This is a genomic window from Hymenobacter jeongseonensis (assembly GCF_015694725.1).
Taxonomy (GTDB): Bacteria; Bacteroidota; Bacteroidia; order Cytophagales; family Hymenobacteraceae; genus Hymenobacter; species Hymenobacter jeongseonensis.
The window spans coordinates 138,854-161,224 of record NZ_JADQDQ010000005.1 but is presented as its reverse complement, the minus strand read 5'-3'; the positions used below and the strand labels follow the sequence as shown (position 1 = coordinate 161,224).

The following is a 22,371-nucleotide window of genomic DNA, read 5'->3' as shown; positions in this document are numbered from 1 at the left end:
CGGTAGCGCCAACCTACGCCGCGTTGCTACAAAGCCGCCTGCGCTGCCGCTACGCTATATACCGGCGCCAAGCAGGCCTGATTGCGGCATACGTGCACGGCCGTTTGGCCTTCCGGGCCGGGTTTCAGGAGCTCAAGCAAGGGCAGGTCCGAACGACGTTCGGTGCCGGCCACGATGGTATCAAACAAAAACGGTCGGTTAAGTTCCTCCCGGAAGCTCTCAGCATCTGGCCCGATGATGGCAACTTCGGCACCCGGCCGCAGCAACGCGGCATACAGCGCCGCCCAGTTGCTCAGATGCTGGGGCTCCTTCACCACCAGGTGCCGCACTTGGGCCAGCATGGCCGCGGCAAGGTCCACATAGCGGGCGTTTTCAAGGTGGCGACCCAGCCGGCGCAGGTTGTGCGCCATCACGGAGTTCGAGGCCGGAATGACGTTGTCGAACAGTTCTTTTTTTCGCGCAATGAGTGGCTCAGCGCTGCTGTCGGTATAGAAAAACTGCGTTTCGGTGGGGTCAAAAAAGTTGTTTAACACGTATTCCGTGAGCGTTTCGGCCTCGCGGAGCCACGTTTCTGCAAAGCTGACTTCATAAAGGCTGATATAAGCCTGAATAACCAATGCATAATCTTCCAGGAAGCCGTTGATGCTGTGCTGGCCGTTTTTGCTGGTTCGATAGAGGCGCTGTTCGTCGCGCAGGTTGGCTTCGATGAAGCGGGCGTTGCGTTCGGCTACCACCAGAAACTCAGGCTCGGCAAAGGCCCGGTAGGCATCGGTTAGCCCTTGAAGCATGAGGGCATTCCAGCCGGTGAGCACCTTGTTGTCGAGGCCGGGGCGGACTCTGGTAGCCCGCACGGCCATAATTTTCTGCTTCCATTCGGCCACCAATTCGGGCACTACGCCCGGTGCCAGTTGATGCGCGGCGGCAAATGCCTCATCGGTTTGGCGCCGGTGCAGAATGTTGCGGCCATGCTCCCAATTGCCCGCTGCTGTGCACTGATAGTAAGCCGAGAATAACGGTTCCTCATCGCCGATAATCTCGCGTAGCTCCTCCTTGGTGAATGTGTAAAACAAGCCTTCCTGTCCTTCGCTATCGGCATCCAGCGACGAATAAAATCCGCCGTCCGGATTGGTTAGCTCCAAGCGGATGAATTCAATGGTATCATAAACGACTTCCCGGAACAGCTCGTCCTGCGTCACCTGAAAGGCTTCGCTGTAAAGACTCACCAGCTGCCCGTTGTCGTACAGCATTTTTTCGAAATGGGGAGCTAGCCACTCCTCATCTACCGAATAGCGAGCGAAACCGCCGTGCACTTGGTCGTAGATGCCGCCCAAGGCCATTTCACGCAACGTCAGCACGGTCTGGTTCAGCAACACCGTGCTGCCACTTACAGCATGGGCGCGCAGCAGAAAGCGCCAGATGCTGGGCATCGGGAATTTGGGGGCGTGGTTAAGGCCGCCATGCTCCCGGTCAAATTTCACCCCCAGGTTATGAACCAATAATTTAAACTCTTCCTCCGAAACCTCGGCTGGAGTAGTTGGCGGTACCAAGCCCACTGCTCGCATGCCCGTTGTGTCATCGTTGACTGAGGCCTGGGCTTGGTTCTGGCGTTTGTATTTCTGCAGGTCGCTGGTGCCAATCACCTCCATAAACCGCTCCGCCGACTGCTCCAACTCATCCCGATGCTCGCCGGCATAAGCTTGGCCGATATTCTCCAGTAACTTCACCCAATTACCCTTGGTAAAATAAGTGCCCCCGTAAAACGGTTTGGCATCCGCCGTTAGGAAAACGTTGAGGGGCCAGCCGCCCTGCAGGCCCATGGCGTGCAACGCATCCATGTAAATCTGGTCCACATCGGGCCGCTCCTCCCGGTCTACTTTAATGCAGACGAAATGGGCGTTCATTACCGCTGCCACTGCCTTGTTCTCAAATGATTCCCGCTCCATCACGTGGCACCAATGGCAGGCTGCGTACCCGATGCTTACCAAAATAGGTTTTTGCTCGGCTTGCGCCCGGCTCAACGCTTCGGTTCCCCACGGGTACCAGTCCACCGGGTTGTGAGCGTGCTGTTGCAGGTACGGACTTGTTTCTTGAGCAAGACGGTTGGTCGGTTGTGCAGCGTTGGCCATAGCAGAAGGAATAAGGAAGGTCTTAAAACGCCAAACCCAGCCACAAAGGCTGGGTTTGGAAGTTAGTAAAGCAATTATTCTTACGCTGGCTTTGCCGGCTTACGAGGAGCTTTGGGTTTCGCAGCAGCCGGTTTTGCAGCAGGGACTTTTGCAGCAGTTGTTGGCTTGGCCTTCGGCTTGGCCGCAGTTTTCGGTTTCGCTTCAGCCACGGCCTTTTTCACCACTGGAGCTTTTTTTACGGGTTTTGCCTCAACCACTGCGGGTATTGGAGCGGCCTCAGGCGCCGGAACTGGCGTTGCAGTTTTCTTGACGGCCGGTTTTTTAGAAGCCGGGACTTTTACAGCAGGAACCGCTTTCTTAGCTGGAGTGCGTTTTGCAGGTACTGGCGTTTGCGCTGCAGGTTCTATCAAAGATGCCGCGGAACCCGTCATGCGACCCGCCGCCACTTGCGTACGCAGTTGAAGCTCGTCGGTAACCGGAATAACTGGAGTATCCATTGCGGGCTTTTCTGCCCTAGCGCCGCTAACTGCCCGCTTTGCCCTATTGGGACGACGAGCAGGGGTTGGAACTGGTGTCGTGTCAGGGGCTGCAGTAGTAGCCTCTGCTGCCGTGTCTGTCAAAACTGGCGTCTCGCCAGAAGCGGCCGGTTGCCTGCCACGCGGGTTGCGATTACGGGTTGGATCAATGGCCGTTTCCGCAGTACCGGAAAGCTCTTCAGCACTGCCAATTACCGCAGTGGCTGTCTCATTAATGGGGCTAGCAACGCCAGGATTGGTAGTTTCCAATTCGTTGAGTAGTCCTGCTCCTTTTCTGCCTCGGTTGCGGCTGTTGCGAGACTTGCGAGGCGCTGCTGCAGGTTCAGTAATAACTGCGGGTGTTTCAACCAGCGGCAAAGTCGTAGCCAAAACCGGAGATTCCGCATCAGCCGACGTTTCCGATTCGGGAAGGGGAGCAGTTACAAATAGCTCCTTGCGCTGCATACGTCCGCCCTCATTGCGTCGCCCGCCTCGTTTCACCGACTCAGGGCCGGTGGTGGCTGAAGACGTCTGGTTTACTTGCTGGGTGCCATTGATTGAGTCAGTTGCAACTGTGTTTGATGCATCTGCCTCGTCCGTCACCTCAGTCCCAAGCTCATTTTCCGGAATGAGCTCGCCTGCGGCAAGGCGCAGCGCATTTTTGCGAGCCGTTCTTTTAGCGCCACCTCGCGAGCGGCGCTTTTTCTTTTTCGCCGGCTCCTGCTCTCCAGCCATCGCGCCGCTGGCCACAGTTGCAGCAGCTTGTTCCAATAGTTCTTCAGCCTTACCCAGCTCGGCAGGAATAAATACCAAGGGCGAACCAACTGAACTGCTTTCCACTTGGTCATTGTCCGAAGAGCTTGTCACCTGAAACTGTTCATTTTCAGAAGGTACCTGCAATTGGCCTTTGCCACGGCCATCGCGGCGTCCGCGTTCAGGCCGGCCCGAACGAGCCGCGCGTTGCGCCCGAAACTCATCCGGCGACAAGCGTGGAGGCCGTCCATCGGCCGGCACTGCCGGGGGCGTGGGCTGAGCCACTGGGGTGCTCACGTCCTCGGAAGCTGTGCCTTCGCCGATGTCAATCCGCTCTTCGTCGTCCTCGGGAATTGCTTCCGGCTCCGGCTGCTGAGGTACGGGCAACGCCATGATTTTGGCGCGCACATCATTCAGCTCGGCCGCTACACTGATTTTGCGCAAGTTTAGCTGCTCCAGCTTTTCCATGGTGTTCACCAGGAACTGCCGGTGCTCGGGCGTGCCTTCGTGCAAGGGACGGTGCCCAAGCGACTGCCGAACCGCCGCCCATTCTTTGCGGAACCGCCCAAAATCCGCATCAAAATACGTCCGGGCAAACTTGTCCCAGATGTATTCCTCCGCCACTTCCGACGGGTGCAACATATCGGACGCGTAAAAGCGGTAATCCCGCAAATCATCCACCAGCAACTCGTAAGCCGGGAAGTAGGCCACGCCGGGCAGCAAGTCGCTCACAATATGCGTAGCAACCCGCAGCACCGACTTACTCACCGAATTCAGCGGCAAAGTGTCTTTGAGGTGCCGCACCGGGCTCACCGTGAGCACAAAGCGCAGCTTTGGGTTGATGCGCCGCAGATAAGCGTGGGTTTCTGCCAAGCCATTGATGATTTCATCCGGCGTAAGCAGTTCCTTTACGAATAAATCGGCGGCTTGCTTGTGGCAGTTGTTTACCAATTCGCCGGTCTCGCGCAGGCGATAAGCCCAAGCCGTGCCCAGCGTCAGGAGCACCACATCGGCTTGCCGCACAAAATCACCGGTACGCCGCACCAACTCCTGAATGTGCTGGAGCAAATCCACTGGCGAGTCGGCGCCGATGCTGCCGTGCAAATCGTAGCTCTGCCAGCGCCCGCGGGCGTGCACCAAATGCTGCTGCCAGTCCACTTCTTCGCCCGCCGCTGCTCGCAGCAGCCGCGCCAGCGCCAGCGGCTGAAACACGGTGCCAAAGGGGTTTACCAGCGTTTCAACTTTGTTGGCCGCAAGCCGCGAGCCCATGCTATCGGCAAAACAGGAGCCCATGGTAAGCACCCGCGCGGTGCGCGGTAGCTGGTCAATAGCCGGGGCAATTGGTATTTCAGTTCTAAACATCGAAGCAAAAATAGCCCCTAACCTGTATTTCAGGCCGAGGGGTAATAAAAAAGCCCCACCAGAAGGCAGGGCTCTTTCACTAGTTGTTGAGCACTAACTACTCAGCTACAACGCGGAAGTTAATCGTGTGTTTAACTTCTTTGTGGAAGTTGGCAGTAGCGGTGAATTCACCGGCAGCCGAAGGCTCCTGGTCGAACGACAAACGCTTGCGGTCAACCTCGATACCTTTTGCTTTCAGCGCTTCGGCCAATTGCAAAGTAGTAACGCGTCCGAAGATTTTGCCGCTTTCGCCCACTTTGGCGCGAATTTCCAGGAATGCATCACCGATTTGGTCAGCAATAGCCTGAGCGTCGCCTTTGATTTTGTCAGCCTTGTGAGCCGCTTGGCGCACGTTCTCGGCCGTGATTTTCTTGTTGGTCTTGTCGGCCAGCATGGCCAAACCCTGCGGCAACAAGAAGTTGCGACCGTAGCCCGATTTCACGGTTACGATGTCGTTCTTGTAGCCGAGGCCCTTAACGTCGTCTTTGAGGATGATTTCCATGTCTTGTAGAAATTCTGAATCCTGAACCTGAATGTGGAGGAGGCCGAAGCCTTTCAACAATTAAAATTCAGCACTCAACATTCAAAATTTATTTCAGAGCGTCGGCTACGTAAGGCATCAAAGCCAAGTGGCGGGCCTTCGCGATGGCCTGAGTCACTTTGCGCTGAAACTTCAGGCTGGTGCCGGTGAGGCGCCGGGGCAGCACACGGCCCTGCTCGTTCACGAACTTCAGCAAGAAGTTCGGGTCTTTGTAGTCCACGTACTTAATGCCGTTCTTCTTGAAGCGGCAGTATTTCTTGCGGGTGTCCTGCGGCTTGTTCATAGCCGACCGGTCGTTGTTCCGGTTGTATGCGGGAGTTGCCATGTTACTACTGGGTTATTGGGCTACAGCTTCGGTTTCTTTTGCAGCCTTTTGCAGGTTCATCTCGCCATTGCGGCGACGGGTGTTGTATTCCACCGCGTGCTTATCAAGCACAGTGGTCAAAAACCGGATGATGCGCTCGTCGCGGCGGAAAGCCAACTCAAGCACGTCAACAATGTTACCTTGTCCAGTGTACGACAGGCAGTAGTAGTAGCCTGTGGTTTTCTTCTGAATCGGATAAGCCAGCTTACGCAGGCCCCAGGCTTCAGTGGACAAAATGGCGGCGCTATTTTCCTTAAGCACCTGGGTGAACTTCTCGACCGTCTCTTGCACCTGGCTCTCGTTCAACACGGGAGTTACGATGAAGACCGTCTCGTAATTTCTTACTTCCATTACGACGGGGTGAAAATTTGGGGGTGAAAAAAATTGATTGGGGCGCAAAGGTACTGACTTTCCGCTAGATTGCCAAAGGCCGTCAGTACTTCCTTAGTACAATGGGTCAGTTACTGGTTGAATAAGAGAGAGGCCTAAGCTCAACAGTACACTGTATTCGGCCTAACCATATTAATAAGGTACGGAAAACCCCTTGTAAATAAAAGCAGCTCCCTGAAAAGCTCGATTTTACCTAAAAACCTAACAAAATGACCCAAAGAGGGGTTGTCATTCAGGGATTTATCCGCTAGCTACTGCTTGCTTTCTGCTGGATATGGAAGTTGCTAAATGTATTCTGGTTGCCAAGGCAATAATTACCAGCAAGCAGGGGAGGAGAGGGCTTAAACGGTCTGAGAGGACCGGGCAGCGCTGCCTAGAAATTGCATTCCACGCTTTGCCGCCTACGATTCCTGACCTACATTTGTGGCCTTGAAATGCCCTAGCGTTTCGTTTTACCGTCTATTTTCTTATGAATAGCATTCGACTTCGTACGTTACCTCAACTGTTGCTGGCACTGTTCCTCACGTTTGCCGGCACCCAACAGGCTGCCGCTCAACAAGCAGATGCTGCCGATGTGAAAAAAACGGGAGTAGTTCCCGGCGCAACTGATGGCGCTACGGCTGCTACTGCGACTGCCCCAGCAGCGGCTGGCGGCGGTGGAAACGGCGGTGGCGGTGCCGATGCGGGGGCCATTGCGGCCGGCGATGCGCTATTCAAAAACAATTGCGCGCAGTGCCACGCGGTGAATGAGCAAGTGGTAGGCCCGGCACTGGCCGGTATCACCAAGCGTCGTCCCGTTTCGTGGTTGCTGCCCTGGATTAAGAACTCGAGCAAAGTAGTAGCCAGCGGCGATGAATACGCCGTAGCCATATTCAACAAGTATAATAAGCAGCAGATGCCCTCGTTCGCTCTGTCGGACCAGGAGGTAAATTCGATTCTGGCTTGGGTTACTTCTCAGGAAGGTGCTCCCGCTGCGGTGACTGGTGGTGGCGTTACTGATGCAAATAAGGCGGCGGTAGATGGTCAGGCTGCTGGCGGTGCTGAAGCCGGTGCTGGTAAGTATGTTGACATCCTGCTCATCGTCCTCGTAGTCGTGCTGATTGTGCTAGTGGTAACCCTGGTTATTATTGGTAACTTGATGAAGGACGTGCTGCGTGGTCGTAAAGACCTCGACGGCCGCGATGTTGAAATTCTGGAGCAACGCTTCGATTGGAGCAAAATGTACCGTTCGCCGGTACTGCGCGGCATCGTAGGGGCTGTTTTCGCCATTGTGCTCCTGTATGCCGGTGTGCAAAGCGTGATGGCGGTAGGCTTGGCCCAGGGCTACCAGCCCACCCAGCCCATTGCATTCTCGCACAAACTGCACGCCGGTGAGCACCAGATTAACTGCGCTTACTGCCATACCTCGGTGTATAAGAGCAAGTCGGCTAACATTCCTTCGGCCAACATCTGTATGAACTGCCACTCGCAGATTAAGACGGAATCGCCCGAAATCAAGAAAATCTACCGTGCCATCGAGCGGAAGCAGCCCATTCAGTGGGTACGCATTCACAACCTCCCGGATTTGGCCTACTTCAACCACTCGCAGCACACGCAAGTAGCGGGCCTGCAGTGCCAGACCTGCCACGGTCCCATCCAGAACATGGAGGTTGTGTATCAGTATTCGGCCCTCACCATGGGCTGGTGCATCAACTGCCACCGCGAAATGCCGGTTAACGCCAAAGACAACAAGTACTACGACAACCTTGTGAAGTTGCACAACACCAAAAATGCTGGTGCTCCCTTCACCGTGTCGTCGAATGGCGGCACCGAGTGCTCGAAGTGCCACTACTAATAATTTGATTCTTATGTAGTCAGTACTGGGTAGTCAGTATGTAGACTACTTGTTGCAGACTGACTACCCAATACTGACTACTGATTACCCTCCCAAATGAAGTACTGGAAAGGAATTGAGGAACTAGAAAACGCCCCGGAGTTCATGCAATCGGCTTTTGCTGAATTCATGCCGGTCAAGGAGAGCTACGAGAGCAAAGATGCGACCTCAGCTCCTCGCCGTGACTTCCTCAAGCTAATGGGTTTTGGTGTGGCTGCGGCCACGTTGGCCTCCTGCGAAACCCCGGTTCGCAAGGCAATTCCATACCTCAACAAACCCGAGGAGATTGACCCGTCCATCTCCAACTTCTACGCTTCCACCTACTTCACGGGCGCCGACTACAACGCCGTGCTGGTGAAGACCCGCGAAGGCCGTCCAATCAAGTTGGAAGGCAACCCGGAGTCGCCCATCACCAATGGTGGTTTGTCGGCCCGAGCCCAGGCTGCAGTGCTGAGCCTGTACGATGGTGGACGCTTGCAGAACTTCGCCATCAAAGCTGGCAACGGCCACGAGAAGGTAGAACAAGCTGCGCTCGACCAAGCAGTACGTACCAAGCTGGCGGCTACCACGGGCCGCATTGCCATTGTTTCGCCTACCATCATTAGCCCCACTACCAAGAAGGCCATTGCTGAGTTTGCGGCGCGTTACCCCAACACCACGCACGTCATGTATGACTCGCAGTCGGTGACGGGCTTGCTGCAAGCCAACAACGGCATTGTGCCCGGCTACAATTTCAGCCGGGCCAACATCATTGTAAGCCTTGGTGCTGACTTCCTGGGTACTTGGATTTCGCCTGTTGAGTACAGCCGCCAGTACGCCATGACCCGCAAGATTAGCCGCGACAAGCGCTCCATGTCGCGCCATTACCAGTTTGAGACGGCCATGTCGCTCACTGGCTCGAACGCGGACATTCGCGTGCCAGTTAAGCCTTCAGAAATGGGTGCAGTAGCTGTTGCACTGTACAACGCCGTTACCGGCGCTGGTGGAGCCTCCGCTTACAAAAACGATAAGCTGACCCAAGCTGCCAAGGACCTGACTGCCAACCGCGGCGCCAGCCTAGTGGTATCGGGCTCGAACGACCCTGCCGTGCAAGCACTCGTTGCGGCCATCAACCAAGCCCTCGGCAACTTGGGTACGACGGTTGACCTGACTGCTCCGAGCAACGTGCGCCAAGGCGACGATGCGCGGATGGCTGCGCTGGTAAATGACATGAACAACGGCAGCGTCGGCGCGGTCATCTTCTACAACGCTAACCCTGTTTATAACCACCCATTAGGTCAAAAAGTGAAGTCAGGCATTGCCAAAGTGCCCCTGACTATTTCGCTCAATGACCGACTGGATGAAACCGGCATGCTTTGCCAGTACGCCGCTCCCGATAGCCACTGGCTGGAATCGTGGAATGACTACGAGCCCAAGCGCGGTTTCCTGAGCTTGGCTCAGCCCGTTATCACGCCGCTTTTCTCCACCCGTCAGGCACAGGAAAGCTTGCTGCGCTGGGCTGGCAACAACACCAACTACTACAAATACCTCCGCGCCAGCTGGCGCGCAATTACTCCAAGTGATTCAGCGTGGGATAAGGTTGTGCACGACGGCGTGGCTACTGGCACTGCTTTAGCTGCAGCGCCAGCTATGACGGCAGCGGCATTGAGCCCCGCGGCAGCAGTTGCCCAAATTGCTCGTGCCTCCAAGCCCGCTGCAAACGCAGTTGAGCTAGCTCTGTACGAAAAAGTAGGTTTGGGTGCCGCTGGTTGCGAATCCAACAACCCATTCCTGCAGGAGTTGCCCGACCCGGTTTCGAAAGCTACTTGGGGTAACTATGTTGCTGTGCCCCGCAAAATGGCCATCGACAACAAGTGGGAGCAAGGTGATGTCATCAAGGTGACGGCCAACGGCTACACCATCGAACTGCCCGTGCTGATTCAGCCAGGCCAGACGAACGGTACTGTCAGCATTGCGCTGGGCTACGGCCGTACGCTGGCTGGTAAAGCGGGCGACAAGGTGGGCGCTAATGCTGCTCCGCTGGCAATGGCCACGGCCAATGGCTTGCAATTCAGCAATGTGGTGACCTTGGAAAAGACCGACGCCACATCGCCCATTGCCCAGACCCAGACGCACCACACCATCATGGACCGCAAGCCGGTGGTGCAGGAAAACACGCTGGTTCAGTATATCAAAAACCCGAAAGAGGTAACCGAGTACGAAAAAGTGGCCACGCCCGATGGCTTGGAGAAACCCAACAAGGTTTCGCTGTGGCAGGACTATCAGTATAACAACCACCACTGGGGCATGGCCGTGGACCTCAACTCGTGCATTGGCTGTGGCTCGTGCGTGATTGGATGCCAGACCGAGAACAACACGGCCGTAGTGGGTAAGCAGGAGGTTATCAACCGCCGCGAAATGCACTGGATGCGCATTGACCGCTACTACAGCTCCGACCACCACAAGGATGAGTTCGAAACGGTTGGCAAAGTGGGTACCTACGCGGCTATGGAAGACCCTTCGGACAACCCGCAGGTGATTTTCCAGCCGATGATGTGCCAGCAGTGCAACCACGCTCCCTGCGAGACGGTGTGCCCCGTACTAGCTACCACGCATAGCTCGGAAGGCCTGAACCAGATGACGTACAACCGTTGCATTGGTACTCGCTACTGCGCCAACAACTGCCCGTACAAAGTGCGTCGCTTCAACTGGTTCTCTTATTACTCCAACGAGAAATTCGAAACTGTAAACGGCCACATGTTCACCGACCTGGGCCGTATGGTGTTGAACCCCGACGTAACTGTTCGGGCCCGTGGTGTGATGGAAAAGTGCTCGTTCTGCGTGCAGCGCATCCAGCTGGGCAAGCTGGAGGCCAAGAAGCAAAAGCGTCGCCCCATGGACGGTGAGATTGTTTCGGCCTGCGCTCAGTCGTGCCCCACCGAAGCCATCGTTTTCGGTGATATGCGCGACCCCAACAGCCGCATCAGCCAGCTGTTGCGCCGCGAGGATGGCGAGCGTGCTTTCCACGCTTTGGAGTCTATCAACGTGCAGCCGAACGTAACGTATCTGACCAAGATTCGGAACGCAGAATCGGAGTTCTTCGCTAAAGAAAACGCTTAATAATCACTAATCTATAAGATTATGCAGCACGTATCAGCCGTACGCGAGCCGCTCGTAACTGGGGGTAAAACGCTACACGACGTAACGCAAGACATCTGCTATCAGGTAGAAGCCAAGCCCAACATTCGTTGGATGGCCGCCCTGAGTGTGGCGCTGTTCTTCCTGGGCGTATTCTTCTATTCCGTATACCGCACGGTGTGGTACGGCATCGGAGAATGGGGCCTCAACAAAACCGTAAACTGGGCCTGGGACATCACCAACTTCGTGTGGTGGGTAGGTATCGGCCACGCCGGCACGCTGATTTCGGCCGTTCTGCTGCTGTTCCGCCAGAAGTGGCGGTCGTCCATTAACCGGGCAGCAGAGGCCATGACCATTTTTGCCGTAATCTGTGCGGCTATGTTCCCGGTGTTGCACATGGGCCGTCCGTGGCTGGCTTTCTGGGTATTCCCACTGCAAAACACTTACGGCTCGTTGTGGGCTAACTTCAATTCGCCGCTGCTCTGGGACGTATTCGCCATTTCGACTTATTTCACGGTGTCGTTGGTATTCTGGTACATAGGCTTGATTCCTGACTTTGCCACCATCCGTGACCGTGCTAAGGGTACTATCGCCAAATTTAGCTATTCCATGCTGAGCTTCGGCTGGAAGGGTTCGGCGAAGGCTTGGTCGCGTTACGAAACGGTTTCGCTGATTCTGGCCGGTGTTTCGACTCCGCTGGTTCTCTCGGTACACACCATCGTATCGATGGACTTTGCAACTTCGATTGTACCGGGTTGGCACACCACCATTTTCCCTCCCTACTTCGTGGCCGGTGCTATCTTCTCCGGCTTCGCCATGGTGCTCACGCTCATGTTGATTACCCGTGTGGTATTCCGCCTCGAAGATTACATCACCTTGGAGCACATCGCCCTCATGAACAAAATCATGATGGTAACCGGCTCGATTGTAGGTGTGGCTTACATAACGGAGTTCTTCATTGCCTGGTACTCGCAGGTTGAATTTGAGCAATACGCATTCATCAACCGTGCCACTGGTCCTTACTGGTGGGCATATGCAGCTATGATGACCTGCAACGTAATTACGCCGCAGCTGGTGTGGATTCGTCGCGTTCGCTACAGCATTCCGCTCACCTTCGTGCTTTCGATTATTGTTAACATCGGCATGTGGTTCGAGCGTTTCGTAATCATTGTTACCTCGCTGCACCGCGACTACCTGCCGTCGAGCTGGGCCATGTTCTCGCCCTCTATCATCGACATCGGCCTGTATTTGGGTACGCTGGGCTTGTTCTTCACGCTGTTCCTCCTCTTCGCCAAGTTCTTCCCCGTGATTAACATGGCCGAAGTGAAGACCATCCTGAAGTACACGGTGGATAATGGTCCAACGTACAACCCGAAGAAAGCTGCGCACGCAGCCCCTGCTCCTCAACCTGCCATTCACGGGGCCCCTGCTTCAGCACCCGTAAACTACAACAAGCATGACTAAGCGCTATGCCCTCGGCATCTTCGAAGACGAAGACGTGCTGCTGCACGCCGTAGAAAATGTTCGCGCCGCCGGTGTGAAGATTCACGACGTGTTCTCGCCCTATCCCGTTCACGGAATCGACGATGCGCTTGGCATCGAACGTTCGCGCCTCCCGATTGCTGCCTTCTTCTTCGGTATGACGGGCTTGGCCTTCGCGCTGTGGATGCAGATTTACATGCTGGGTTTCGATTGGCCGATGAACATCGGTGGCAAGCCGCACATCGCGCTGCCCGCCTTTATCCCGGTTGCCTTCGAATTGACGGTATTCTTTACCTGCCACGGCATGGCCCTCACGTTCTTTACCATCACCGGACTTTATCCCCGTCCTAAAGTGCCGGTAATGGATGTGCGTGCAACTGACGACAAATTCGTAATGGCCATCGAACTGGATGAAACCAGCTCGCAATTTTCTCGGCTGACCCAGCTGCTGCGCGACAACGGCGCTTCGGAAGTCAACCAAAAAGAAATGACCACCAAATAATGAAGCATCCGCTGAACCTGAGCTTGCGCGTTTCGGCGCTGCTGTTATCCGTAGGGCTGGCCTCTTCCTGTACCCCTCGGCCCGATGACCCGGGCCTTGAGTACGCACCGGAGATGTACGACCCCATTCCGTACGAGCCGCTAAAGCAAACGAACTTCAACAAAGTCAATGCTTTTGGTATCAATGAGCGTACCCCGCCAATTGCTACCGTGCCGGTTGGTAAACTGGACTACTATAATCACATTCCCAAAGACAGTGTTGGGATTGCAGAACGCACTTTGCGTAATCCTTTTCCTTACACCAAAGCCAATTTGGAGGAAGGCAAGGTGCTTTACACGCGCATTTGCTCGCACTGCCACGGTGAAGCTGGCGCCGGTGACGGCCCAGTAGGCGCCAAGTTCAAAGGTGTGCCCAACTACACGACGGGTGCTTACAAAACCATGAACGACGGGCACATCTACCATGTCATTCAGTGGGGTCGTAACCGCATGATGCCTCACGGTTCCATCGTGAACCCGGAAGAACGTTGGAAAATCGCCATGTATGTGCGCGTTCTGCAGCGCGGAGAAGGACCCGATGGTTTGAGCAAGCTCATTGCCAAAGGTCCAATCTCCACCGCAAATGATTCAACGGAAATGACTGACCGAGCCACTCAGGCTCCAGTAGGCCAAGCTCAGGCTGGTAAAGCTTCTGCAACTCCCGGCCAGGGTGGAGACATCGCTCCAAACGGTTCCGGCGTCACTTATTTCCCCGGCAACAAATAACTATGGCAACTCTGACGCATCAAGAAAGCGCCACGGCTGAACAGCTCGTTGTTACGGATGGCGCCCGTAAAACTTTTATCACCATCATCGTTGCCGGCGTGGTGGTGCTCATTATTGGTTTGCTGGCAGCCATCTTCCACATAGGCGAGGGCGAACATGCCGCGGCAGGCGAAGCAGCCGGTCATCTCAGTGCCGCTGCTGGCCACGAAGCCGGAGCCGCAGCACACCACGAAGGCAGCCCGATTTGGTTGAAGCGTTTGCTGGTCAGCTTGTGGCACAGCAACGTGTTTTTCCTGGGCGTATCAACTATCGGTACGGTATTCATGGCCATTAACTATGTGGCCTATGCTGGGTGGTCGGTGCTGATTAAACGAATTGCCGAAGCTCTGAGCGCTTGGGTGATTCCAGGAGCAGCGATTATGCTGGTGGTTTTCCTATTGGGCCGCCACGATATTTTCCATTGGACTCACGAGGGTATCATGGACAAGGGTAGCGCGAATTACGACGCTATCATCGCTGGCAAAAGCGGTTTTTTGAACCTGCCTTTCTACCTCATTCGTACCATCGTTTATCTCGGTATATGGGCTTATTTCAGCTGGAAGCTGCGTCAGCTTTCGCTAGCCGAAGACCAATTGGGCGGTACCGTATGGTTCCACAAGAGCATCAATGCCTCGGCCTTGTTTCTGGTTTTGTATGCTGTAACTTCTTCGATGTCAGCTTGGGACTGGGTAATGTCGGTTGATACTCACTGGTTTAGCACCATGTTTGGCTGGTATGTATTCGCCTCCTGGTGGGTATCGGGTATCGCTGCTATTGCCCTCACTGCCATTTTTCTGAAACAAGCCGGCTACTTGAAGGCTTTAACAGTAAATCACATGCATGACTTGGGTAAGCTCATGTTCGGGTTTAGCATTTTCTGGACCTACGTGTGGTTTTCGCAGTTCATGCTGATTTGGTACGCCAACCTGCCCGAAGAAGCAGTGTACTTCAACCAGCGCCTCGGGGGCTTTGAAGGCCGTTACACTGGTATGTTCTTCTTCAACTTGGTTATCAACTTTGTGTTTCCTTTCCTTGGTCTCATGACCCGTGATGCGAAACGCCAGATGATTATCATGAAAATCGTCTGCATTGCCATCCTTATTGGGCACTGGTCCGACTTTTATTTGATGCTGATGCCGGGCACTATGAAGGGCGAAAATGGGTTCCTAATTGAGATTGGTGTGGCCGCTATTTTCCTTGGTGCTTTCCTGATTCTGTTCACGCGCCGCCTGGCTGCTGCTTCCCTCGTTCCAGTTCACCATCCTTTCCTGGACGAGAGTGTCCACCACACTACTTAAGATTTTAGTATGAAGTATTGAGTAAAAGGGCGTGAAATCCCTTTCTCAATACTCAATGCTTAGTACTTAATACTTAAAAATTCAATGACGGCTCTTACTATTTTGCTGGTGTTGGCGTTGCTGCTGGTCGTTTTCGCCCTGCTGTTTCGCTTACAAATTCTAACTTCTATTTTTTCGGGCACATTTACCCGGGATATTGGCATGAGCAATAGCGTGAATGCTATTCTGATGTTGGTCTTTCTGGTGTTCGGAGGTGCGTGGTTCGCCTATTCCTTTGTTGAAAACTTCAACAAAATGAATCCTCCCATTGCTTCTATCCACGGGCATGAGATGGAGCGGATGTTCTGGATTACTATGTCTGTAATCGGTGTTGCGTTCGCTATTACACAAGCGCTGCTATTTGTTTACTCCTATAAGTACCAGTACAAAGAAGGCCGTCGTGCTTACTTTTTCGCGCACAATAACAAGATTGAAGTAATCTGGACTGTGATTCCGGCTATCGTAATGGCCGCCCTGATTTTTGCTGGTTGGAAAGCTTGGACCCGCATTACTGGTCCCGCTCCCAAGGATTCGGTAGTTGTTGAGGTAATGGGCAAGCAGTTCAACTGGCTGGTGCGTTACCCCGGCCGTGATCTGAAGCTGGGTGTGGTGAATTACCGGATGATTGACGCGGTGAACGAATTCGGATTTGACCTGAGCGACAAATCGGCACTTGACGATTTCACCACGAACGAAATACACGTTCCCAAAGGCGTTCCGGTTCTGATTAAAATTCGTTCGCGCGATGTGTTGCACGCGGTATATATGCCTCATTTCAGGGTGCAGATGTACGCTGTACCGGGTATGCCTACCCGTTTTTGGTTCACGCCAACTATGACGACCGACGAAATGCGCGCCAAATTGGGTAACCCCAATTTTAACTACGAGCTGGCTTGTAACCAGGTGTGCGGAGGCAGCCACTTCGCCATGAAAGCTACGGTTATCGTGGACGAGCCCGACGACTACCAGAACTGGTATGCTGCTCAGGAGTCGTTCTCGAAGAAAAACCCTGAAGTGCTGGCTGCTCTCAAACAGAAGCCCAATGCAACGGTTTCACAAGCAGCCAAGCCCGCTGAAACCGCAGAAGCAGCTCCGTCTCCCTTGGCCGCTTCCTACTAATCACAATTAACGGTATCCCTATATGTCAGACATGGCAGCCAAACCCAATCTTTCGCCCGGTGTGCAGACGCAAGGCGGTGTTGGTTCCGCACCGGTGCCCGCCACTGAGCACGGCGACCACCTGCATCACGACGACCACGAACACCACGACCAGCATTGGCTGTGGAAGTATGTCTTCAGCCAAGACCACAAGCAGATTGCGAAGCAATTCCTGATTACGGGTATGCTGTGGGCCATTTTGGGGGGCACTTTGTCGAGTTTGTTCCGCTTGCAGCTGGGCTGGCCTGAGGGGTCGATGGAATGGCTCAAGCCTTTCTTGGGCAAGTGGATTGAAGCTGGTAAGCTTAACCCGGAATTCTACTTGGCACTGGTTACGATGCACGGCACCATCATGGTGTTCTTCGTATTGACCGCCGGTTTGAGCGGCACGTTTTCCAACTTCCTGATTCCGCTGCAAGTTGGTGCCCGTGACATGGCTTCGGGCTTTATGAACATGCTCTCGTACTGGTTCTTCTTCCTGTCGAGCGTTGTAATGTTCTCCTCCCTGTTTATCGAAACGGGTCCTGCTTCGGCTGGTTGGACAATTTACCCGCCGCTCAGTGCTTTGCCTCAGGCAATTCCTGGTTCCGGTTCGGGCATGACGCTTTGGTTGGTGAGCATGGCCCTGTTTATTGTGTCCCAGCTTTTGGGTGGCGTGAACTACGTGACGACGGTAATCAACATGCGTACCCGCGGTATGAGCATGAGCAAGTTGCCGCTTACCATATGGGCGTTCTTCCTCACTGCCATTCTGGGTATTCTTTCGTTCCCGGTTCTGTTTTCGGCGGCGTTGCTCCTCATTTTTGACCGATCCTTCGGCACGTCGTTCTTCCTGTCGGATATTTACATTGCTGGCCAGGCGCTTAGCAACCAAGGCGGTTCGCCGGTTCTGTTCCAGCATTTGTTTTGGTTCTTGGGTCACCCCGAAGTGTACATTGTAATTATGCCTGCCATGGGCATGGTATCAGAAATTCTGTCGACCAATGCCCGTAAGCCCATCTTTGGCTACCGTGCCATGATTGGCTCGCTGATTGGTATCTCGTTGCTGTCGTTCGTGGTGTGGGCTCACCACATGTTCGTGACTGGCATGAACCCATTCCTGGGTTCGGTTTTCATGTTCCTGACGCTGATTATTGCTGTTCCTTCGGGTGTGAAAGTGTTCAACTGGTTGGCCACTTTGTGGCGGGGTAATATCCGCTTCACGGCCGCAATGTTGTTCTCCATCGGCTTCGTATCGTTGTTCATCTCGGGTGGCCTGACGGGTATCATCCTTGGCAACGCCACGCTCGATATTCAGATGCACAATACCTATTTCGTGGTAGCTCACTTCCACCTGGTAATGGGTAGCTCGGCTTTCTTCGGTTTGTTTGCCGGCGTTTATCACTGGTTCCCGAAAATGTTCGGTCGCATGATGGACGAGAAGTTGGGCTACATCCACTTCTGGTTGACTTTCGCTGGGGTCTACTTGGTATTTATGCCAATGCACTATGTAGGCATCGCCGGTTTCCCCCGTCGCTATTATGCTTGGACTGGTTTTGATGCGTTCTCGCAGTTTGCTGACATGAACAAGTTCATCTCAATTGCGGCTATCATTGCCTTCCTGGGCCAGTTCATCTTCATCTTCAACTTCTTCTACAGCATCTATCGCGGCCGTCGCGCCACCCAGAATCCGTGGAATTCGACCACGCTGGAGTGGACGACGCCCATCAACCCTGGGCACGGCAACTGGCCCGGCGAGATTCCAGCCGTTTACCGCTGGCCTTACGACTACAGCAAGCCCGGTTCCGATGTGGATTTCATCCCCCAGGATGTGCCTTATTCAAAAACCCAGTCTTCGAACTTGCCTTATGAGCAGGAACTAGCCGAATAGGTTGTTGATTTGGAAAAGTCCCAAAACGGGCCGCCTGACCGGCGGCCCGTTTTATTTTGAGTTTCTCGGGGGATTTCTGCTGCAACGAAAGACCATTAGCCAGGGAAGGTTGTTGTTAAAAAGGATGAATAGTTTACAGATTAGCCCTGCCGTTAAACGGTTTCGATTCGTAGGGATTTTAACCGTGGTGGCAGTATACCTGCTTATTCTCGTTGGGGGCATTGTGCGGAGCACCGGGAGCGGAATGGGCTGTCCGGACTGGCCGAAATGCTTTGGTCAATGGATTCCTCCAACCGAAGCCAGCCAACTGCCAGCTGACTACAAGGAAGTGTACACGGCGCAACGAGTGGCCAAGAATCAGAAGCTTGCCCGGACGCTCGAGAAGCTCGGATTTGCTCAGGTAGCAGGAAGTATTTTTGCGCACCCAACCCAATACATCGAAACGGATTTCAATCCTGTTAAAACGTGGATTGAATACCTGAACCGCTTGTTGGGGGCACTAATAGGAGTACTGGTATTTTTGACGGTCGTTTTTGCCTTGCCCTACTGGCACCGTGACCGCAGCATCTTTTGGTTAGCATTTGGTTCTTTTCTGCTGACTGGGGTGCAAGGCTACCTGGGCTCTTTGGTCGTTTCAACCAATCTGTTGCCCGTGATGGTGACCATACACATGGCTCTGGCCTTGGTTATTGTGGCTATGCTGCTCTACGCGGTTGACAGGGCGCAGTGGCGGGTTGAGCAGCTGAATCTTGCTGCGACGCAAGGCTCGCCTGCTACAAGCCGACTGGCGAATGGGAAGAACCCCAGCGCTGGCTTACAATGGAGCCTTTGGGGCGCACTTTTGCTCACCTTTTTGCAAATCATACTCGGCACCCAGGTAAGGGAGCAGGTTGATATAGTCTCAAACGCGGCAGCGGGCCTTGGCCGAGAAACCTGGGTAGCCAAATTGGGAACTGCTTTCAGCGTGCACCGCACGGTTTCAGCTGTGGTGCTCCTTTTAAATGTATACGTTTGCTATGAATTGCGGCAGCTTGCTCGGCCACGCCTGAGCCGGTTGGCTACCCTGACGTTGAGTATTGTCGGATTGGAAATCTTGGCTGGTATCATCCTGGCCTATTTTGCGCTGCCTGCCGCGGTGCAGCCCGTTCACCTCACGCTGGCTACTGTTCTATTCGGGGTGCAGTTTATTGCGTTGCTGGCCGTAGCACGCGCTCGAAAAACCCCGGAAACAATTGCGTCCACAAATGCCCCCGGCCGGGTTGTTGCGTAACTTTGCGGCCCCGTTTGGGCAAGGCTCAAAAACTTGAGTTCTAAGACGACACTTTTAGACGTATTAATGGTTAAGGCCCGCGCCTATTTTCAGCTGCTCAAATTCCGGCTTTCGCTCACGGTGGCGTTTTCGAGCGCCATCGGGTACATGCTGGGGGCGCGTGACTTTAGCTGGGGCCAAACCTTGCTGGTCATGTTGGGCGGCCTACTCGTAACGGGCTCTGCAAACATCATCAACCAGATTCACGAGCGGGAACTCGACAAGCTGATGACACGCACTGCCCAGCGGCCCTTGCCGCTCGGTATTATTTCGCCGGCCGAAGGCTGGGTGTTTTGCGTGCTTCTGGGGACAAGCGGCTTGGCTTTGCTGGCATATTGCTTCAATCCCCTCACGGCGGCCCTCTCCTTGCTGTCCCTGATTCTGTACGGATTCATTTATACCCCGCTCAAGACCATCTCACCCGTTTGTGTGGCCGTAGGTGCCATTCCGGGCGGTTTGCCTCCACTTATTGGGTGGGTTGCGGCAACCGGACACATGGGTGTGGAAGCGTGGGTTCTCTTCGGCATTCAGTTCATGTGGCAGTTTCCGCACTTTTGGGCCATTGCCTGGGTGGCCGATGACGATTATAAGCGGGCAGGATTTAAGATGTTGCCTTCTCCTGGCAACCGCGATATGCGGACGGCTTTTCAAATAATGACCTACACGCTGCTCCTTATTCCGCTGAGCTTGCTGCCGATGGTTTTTAATATTTCGGGGCGGGTTTCGGCTCTTGTAGCCGTGGTGTGCGGAGTCATGTTTCTATTGCTCACCGTGCAGCTGATGCGCACCCAGTCCCGTAAGGCTGCCCTTCGCATCATGTTTGCCTCATTTCTCTATTTGCCCATCGTTCAAATTGCGTTGGTGCTGGACAAAATGTAGCCCTTTGTTGTTATGAATGAGTCCACTGAATGCAGTGTGCTCTCTCATTTTTATCAATAATCAACGTCGGCGAAGGCAGGCGTTTTACTGCTTATGAATCCTTCTGAAACATTATCCGATAAGGAAATAGGCCTCGGCTGGCACCCTAAACGCGTGCTGCTTATCCTGCTAATTTTTAGCATTGTCATGATGTTTGCCGCGTTTACCAGCGGCTACATTGTGCGGCGCGACGAAGGCAACTGGCGCGAGTTTGACCTGCCGGCTTCCTTGCTTATCAACTCCATCCTGATTGCCCTGAGCAGCGCCAGCATGCAATGGGCTTATGCCTCAGCTCGTAAGGACGAAATTGGACGAGTTAAAACCGGAATGGCCATCACGTTGGTGCTGGGCTTGGCATTCTTAGTGGGCCAGTACTACAGCTTTGGCGATTTGGTCGCGGGCAATACCTACTTCGGCGGCGCCGACGCCAATCCCTCCGGTTCGTTCGTATACGTACTGATGGGTGTTCACGCTTTTCACCTGGTTACCGGCCTTGTTTTTTTGGCCGTCGTTCTGAAGCGGGTCCTTAATTATCAGGTGCATTCGCGTGCTCTGCTCTCCATTGGGAATGCCACCTTATACTGGCACTTCTTGGGCGGGCTTTGGCTGTACCTGTATTTGTTCTTACTTTTGAACCACTAAAACGACGTTACGCTGTCCGCTATGGCCCAACCCACCACTTTGCAGCCACCCGCTGCATCCGCTACCCAAGACGCTCCACGCACTGGCAACTGGGACGGCGGCAATGAACCTTTCAAGGCGAGCTACGGCAAGCTAATGATGTGGTTCTTCCTGCTTTCTGACGCTTTCACCTTTGCCGCATTTCTAACCACTTACGGCCTTATCCGTCACAAGCACGAGGTGTTTACGGGGGCTGCTGAGAAGTTCGTCTTCAACACGCGTTGGTGGCCCGTTCCGGATAGGGTGTTTAATGCCTTCCCAGGCTTGCACGGTGTCGACGTGCCGCTGGGCTTCGTGGCCTTGATGACCATGATTCTGATTCTGAGCTCTGTGACGATGGTACTGGCCGTAGAAGCGGGCCACCGCATGGATAAAAACGATGTGCAAAAGTGGCTGTTGTGGACCATCCTGTTTGGTAGCACCTTCTTGCTCAGCCAAGCATGGGAGTGGAGCCACTTTATCCACGGCAGTGACAACGGCATGGTGATGGCCGATGGCAGCGTATTCCACGGGGCCAATTTGCAGATGAACGAATACGGTCCGGTGCTTTTCGCTGACCTGTTTTTCTTCATCACCGGTTTCCACGGTACGCACGTTCTATCGGGGGTTTGTTTGCTGGTTTGGTGCTTCATTGCCACCACCAACGGCACCTTCCACAAGCGCGGGCACTACGAAATGATTGAGAAAATTGGCCTCTACTGGCACTTTGTAGACTTGGTGTGGGTGTTCGTCTTCACTTTCTTCTACCTCGTATAATTTTCTTTGCCAAGAAGCGGGGTGCTTAATACGGTTCTGCTTCGTCCATTCATTAATTTCTGCTGGCGCTGGCTACTCAGGTCCAAGGACCTTTCTCTACTAGCGACATTAAGATAACCAACATACGATTATGGCTGCTCACGCAACTGATGAAACGCTCCCGCAAGGGGAAATTGCCAAACCAAATACCGCTTGGATTTGGAAGACCTTCTTCATTCTGGTCGGTATTACGGCGGTAGAATTTGTGTTTGTGTTTTTGATGGAACCAAGCACCTTCCGGAACAGCATCTTTATTGTGCTCACCATCATGAAGGCCTTCTTCATCGTGGCCGAGTTCATGCACTTGAAGCACGAAACCAAAGGCCTTATTTGGACCATTCTGGTGCCCATGGCACTACTGGTGTGGTTGCTGGTGGCATTGGTTACCGAAGGCTCCTACGTCGGCGAAGTACTGCAAAACATGTTCAAATAGCGG

18 protein-coding genes are annotated in these 22,371 nt (G+C 54.0%); 13 read left to right on the top strand and 5 right to left on the bottom strand.

Annotated elements, in window-relative coordinates; all coding sequences use genetic code 11:
• Positions 1 to 26: 26 nt before the first annotated feature.
• From I2I05_RS12465 to rpsF, 5 genes are all read right to left on the bottom strand, one after another.
• The gene (locus I2I05_RS12465) at positions 27 to 2,126 is read right to left on the bottom strand and encodes a thioredoxin domain-containing protein (RefSeq protein ID WP_196282583.1); all 2,100 of its coding nucleotides are present in this window, start codon (positions 2,124 to 2,126) and stop codon (positions 27 to 29) included.
• A gap of 80 nt (positions 2,127 to 2,206) precedes the next feature.
• On the bottom strand, positions 2,207 to 4,687 hold the full coding sequence (locus I2I05_RS21920; RefSeq protein ID WP_262895156.1) for a GSCFA domain-containing protein: 2,481 nt from the start codon (positions 4,685 to 4,687) through the stop codon (positions 2,207 to 2,209).
• A gap of 166 nt (positions 4,688 to 4,853) precedes the next feature.
• The gene (rplI, locus tag I2I05_RS12455; protein WP_196282582.1) at positions 4,854 to 5,297 is read right to left on the bottom strand and encodes a 50S ribosomal protein L9; all 444 of its coding nucleotides are present in this window, start codon (positions 5,295 to 5,297) and stop codon (positions 4,854 to 4,856) included.
• An 88-nt stretch (positions 5,298 to 5,385) separates the two neighbouring features.
• Positions 5,386 to 5,619: a 30S ribosomal protein S18 gene (rpsR, locus tag I2I05_RS12450; RefSeq protein WP_035561439.1), complete on the bottom strand. Its 234-nt coding sequence runs from the start codon at positions 5,617 to 5,619 to the stop codon at positions 5,386 to 5,388.
• Between the two features lie 54 nt (positions 5,620 to 5,673).
• Complete coding sequence (gene rpsF, locus I2I05_RS12445) at positions 5,674 to 6,051, bottom strand: 30S ribosomal protein S6 (protein ID WP_196282581.1); 378 nt, start codon at positions 6,049 to 6,051, stop codon at positions 5,674 to 5,676.
• A gap of 508 nt (positions 6,052 to 6,559) precedes the next feature.
• Between rpsF and I2I05_RS12440 the strand changes: the two genes are divergently transcribed.
• The 13 genes from I2I05_RS12440 (at position 6,560) to I2I05_RS12380 (ending at position 22,368) form a co-directional block, all read left to right on the top strand.
• Entirely contained in the window at positions 6,560 to 7,924 is a 1,365-nt protein-coding gene (locus I2I05_RS12440) for a cytochrome c3 family protein (RefSeq protein ID WP_196282580.1), read from the top strand.
• A 96-nt stretch (positions 7,925 to 8,020) separates the two neighbouring features.
• Positions 8,021 to 11,062 carry a TAT-variant-translocated molybdopterin oxidoreductase gene (locus I2I05_RS12435; protein ID WP_196282579.1) on the top strand — a complete coding sequence of 1,014 codons (3,042 nt, stop codon included), beginning with the start codon at positions 8,021 to 8,023 and terminating at the stop codon, positions 11,060 to 11,062.
• Between the two features lie 21 nt (positions 11,063 to 11,083).
• Positions 11,084 to 12,544, top strand: coding sequence for an NrfD/PsrC family molybdoenzyme membrane anchor subunit (gene nrfD / locus I2I05_RS12430; RefSeq protein WP_230688309.1), 1,461 nt, complete (start codon positions 11,084 to 11,086; stop codon positions 12,542 to 12,544).
• A complete protein-coding gene (locus I2I05_RS12425) occupies positions 12,537 to 13,064 on the top strand; it encodes a DUF3341 domain-containing protein (protein WP_196282578.1) in 528 nt (175 codons plus the stop codon). Before nrfD ends, I2I05_RS12425 begins: the two co-directional genes overlap by 8 nt.
• Positions 13,064 to 13,828: a c-type cytochrome gene (locus tag I2I05_RS12420; protein WP_196282577.1), complete on the top strand. Its 765-nt coding sequence runs from the start codon at positions 13,064 to 13,066 to the stop codon at positions 13,826 to 13,828. The genes I2I05_RS12425 and I2I05_RS12420 overlap by 1 nt, the downstream gene beginning before the upstream one ends.
• Positions 13,829 to 13,830: 2 nt before the next feature.
• Entirely contained in the window at positions 13,831 to 15,165 is a 1,335-nt protein-coding gene (locus I2I05_RS12415) for a quinol:cytochrome C oxidoreductase (protein ID WP_230688308.1), read from the top strand.
• Positions 15,166 to 15,249: 84 nt separating this feature from the next.
• Positions 15,250 to 16,323 carry a cytochrome c oxidase subunit II gene (locus I2I05_RS12410; protein ID WP_196282576.1) on the top strand — a complete coding sequence of 358 codons (1,074 nt, stop codon included), beginning with the start codon at positions 15,250 to 15,252 and terminating at the stop codon, positions 16,321 to 16,323.
• A 31-nt stretch (positions 16,324 to 16,354) separates the two neighbouring features.
• Positions 16,355 to 18,232, top strand: coding sequence for a cytochrome c oxidase subunit I (locus I2I05_RS12405; protein ID WP_196282575.1), 1,878 nt, complete (start codon positions 16,355 to 16,357; stop codon positions 18,230 to 18,232).
• A gap of 1 nt (position 18,233) precedes the next feature.
• Positions 18,234 to 19,502, top strand: coding sequence for a COX15/CtaA family protein (locus I2I05_RS12400; protein ID WP_230688307.1), 1,269 nt, complete (start codon positions 18,234 to 18,236; stop codon positions 19,500 to 19,502).
• A 66-nt stretch (positions 19,503 to 19,568) separates the two neighbouring features.
• The gene (gene cyoE, locus I2I05_RS12395; protein WP_196282574.1) at positions 19,569 to 20,420 is read left to right on the top strand and encodes a heme o synthase; all 852 of its coding nucleotides are present in this window, start codon (positions 19,569 to 19,571) and stop codon (positions 20,418 to 20,420) included.
• 93 nt (positions 20,421 to 20,513) lie between these two features.
• Positions 20,514 to 21,101, top strand: a complete 588-nt coding sequence (locus I2I05_RS12390; RefSeq protein ID WP_196282573.1) for a cytochrome c oxidase subunit 3 — start codon at positions 20,514 to 20,516, stop codon at positions 21,099 to 21,101.
• Positions 21,102 to 21,122: 21 nt separating this feature from the next.
• Positions 21,123 to 21,896 (top strand): cytochrome c oxidase subunit 3, encoded by a 774-nt coding sequence (locus I2I05_RS12385; RefSeq protein ID WP_196282572.1) that lies wholly within the window; start codon positions 21,123 to 21,125, stop codon positions 21,894 to 21,896.
• A 130-nt stretch (positions 21,897 to 22,026) separates the two neighbouring features.
• Positions 22,027 to 22,368 (top strand): cytochrome C oxidase subunit IV family protein, encoded by a 342-nt coding sequence (locus I2I05_RS12380; protein WP_196282571.1) that lies wholly within the window; start codon positions 22,027 to 22,029, stop codon positions 22,366 to 22,368.
• The last annotated feature ends 3 nt before the right edge of the window (positions 22,369 to 22,371 follow it).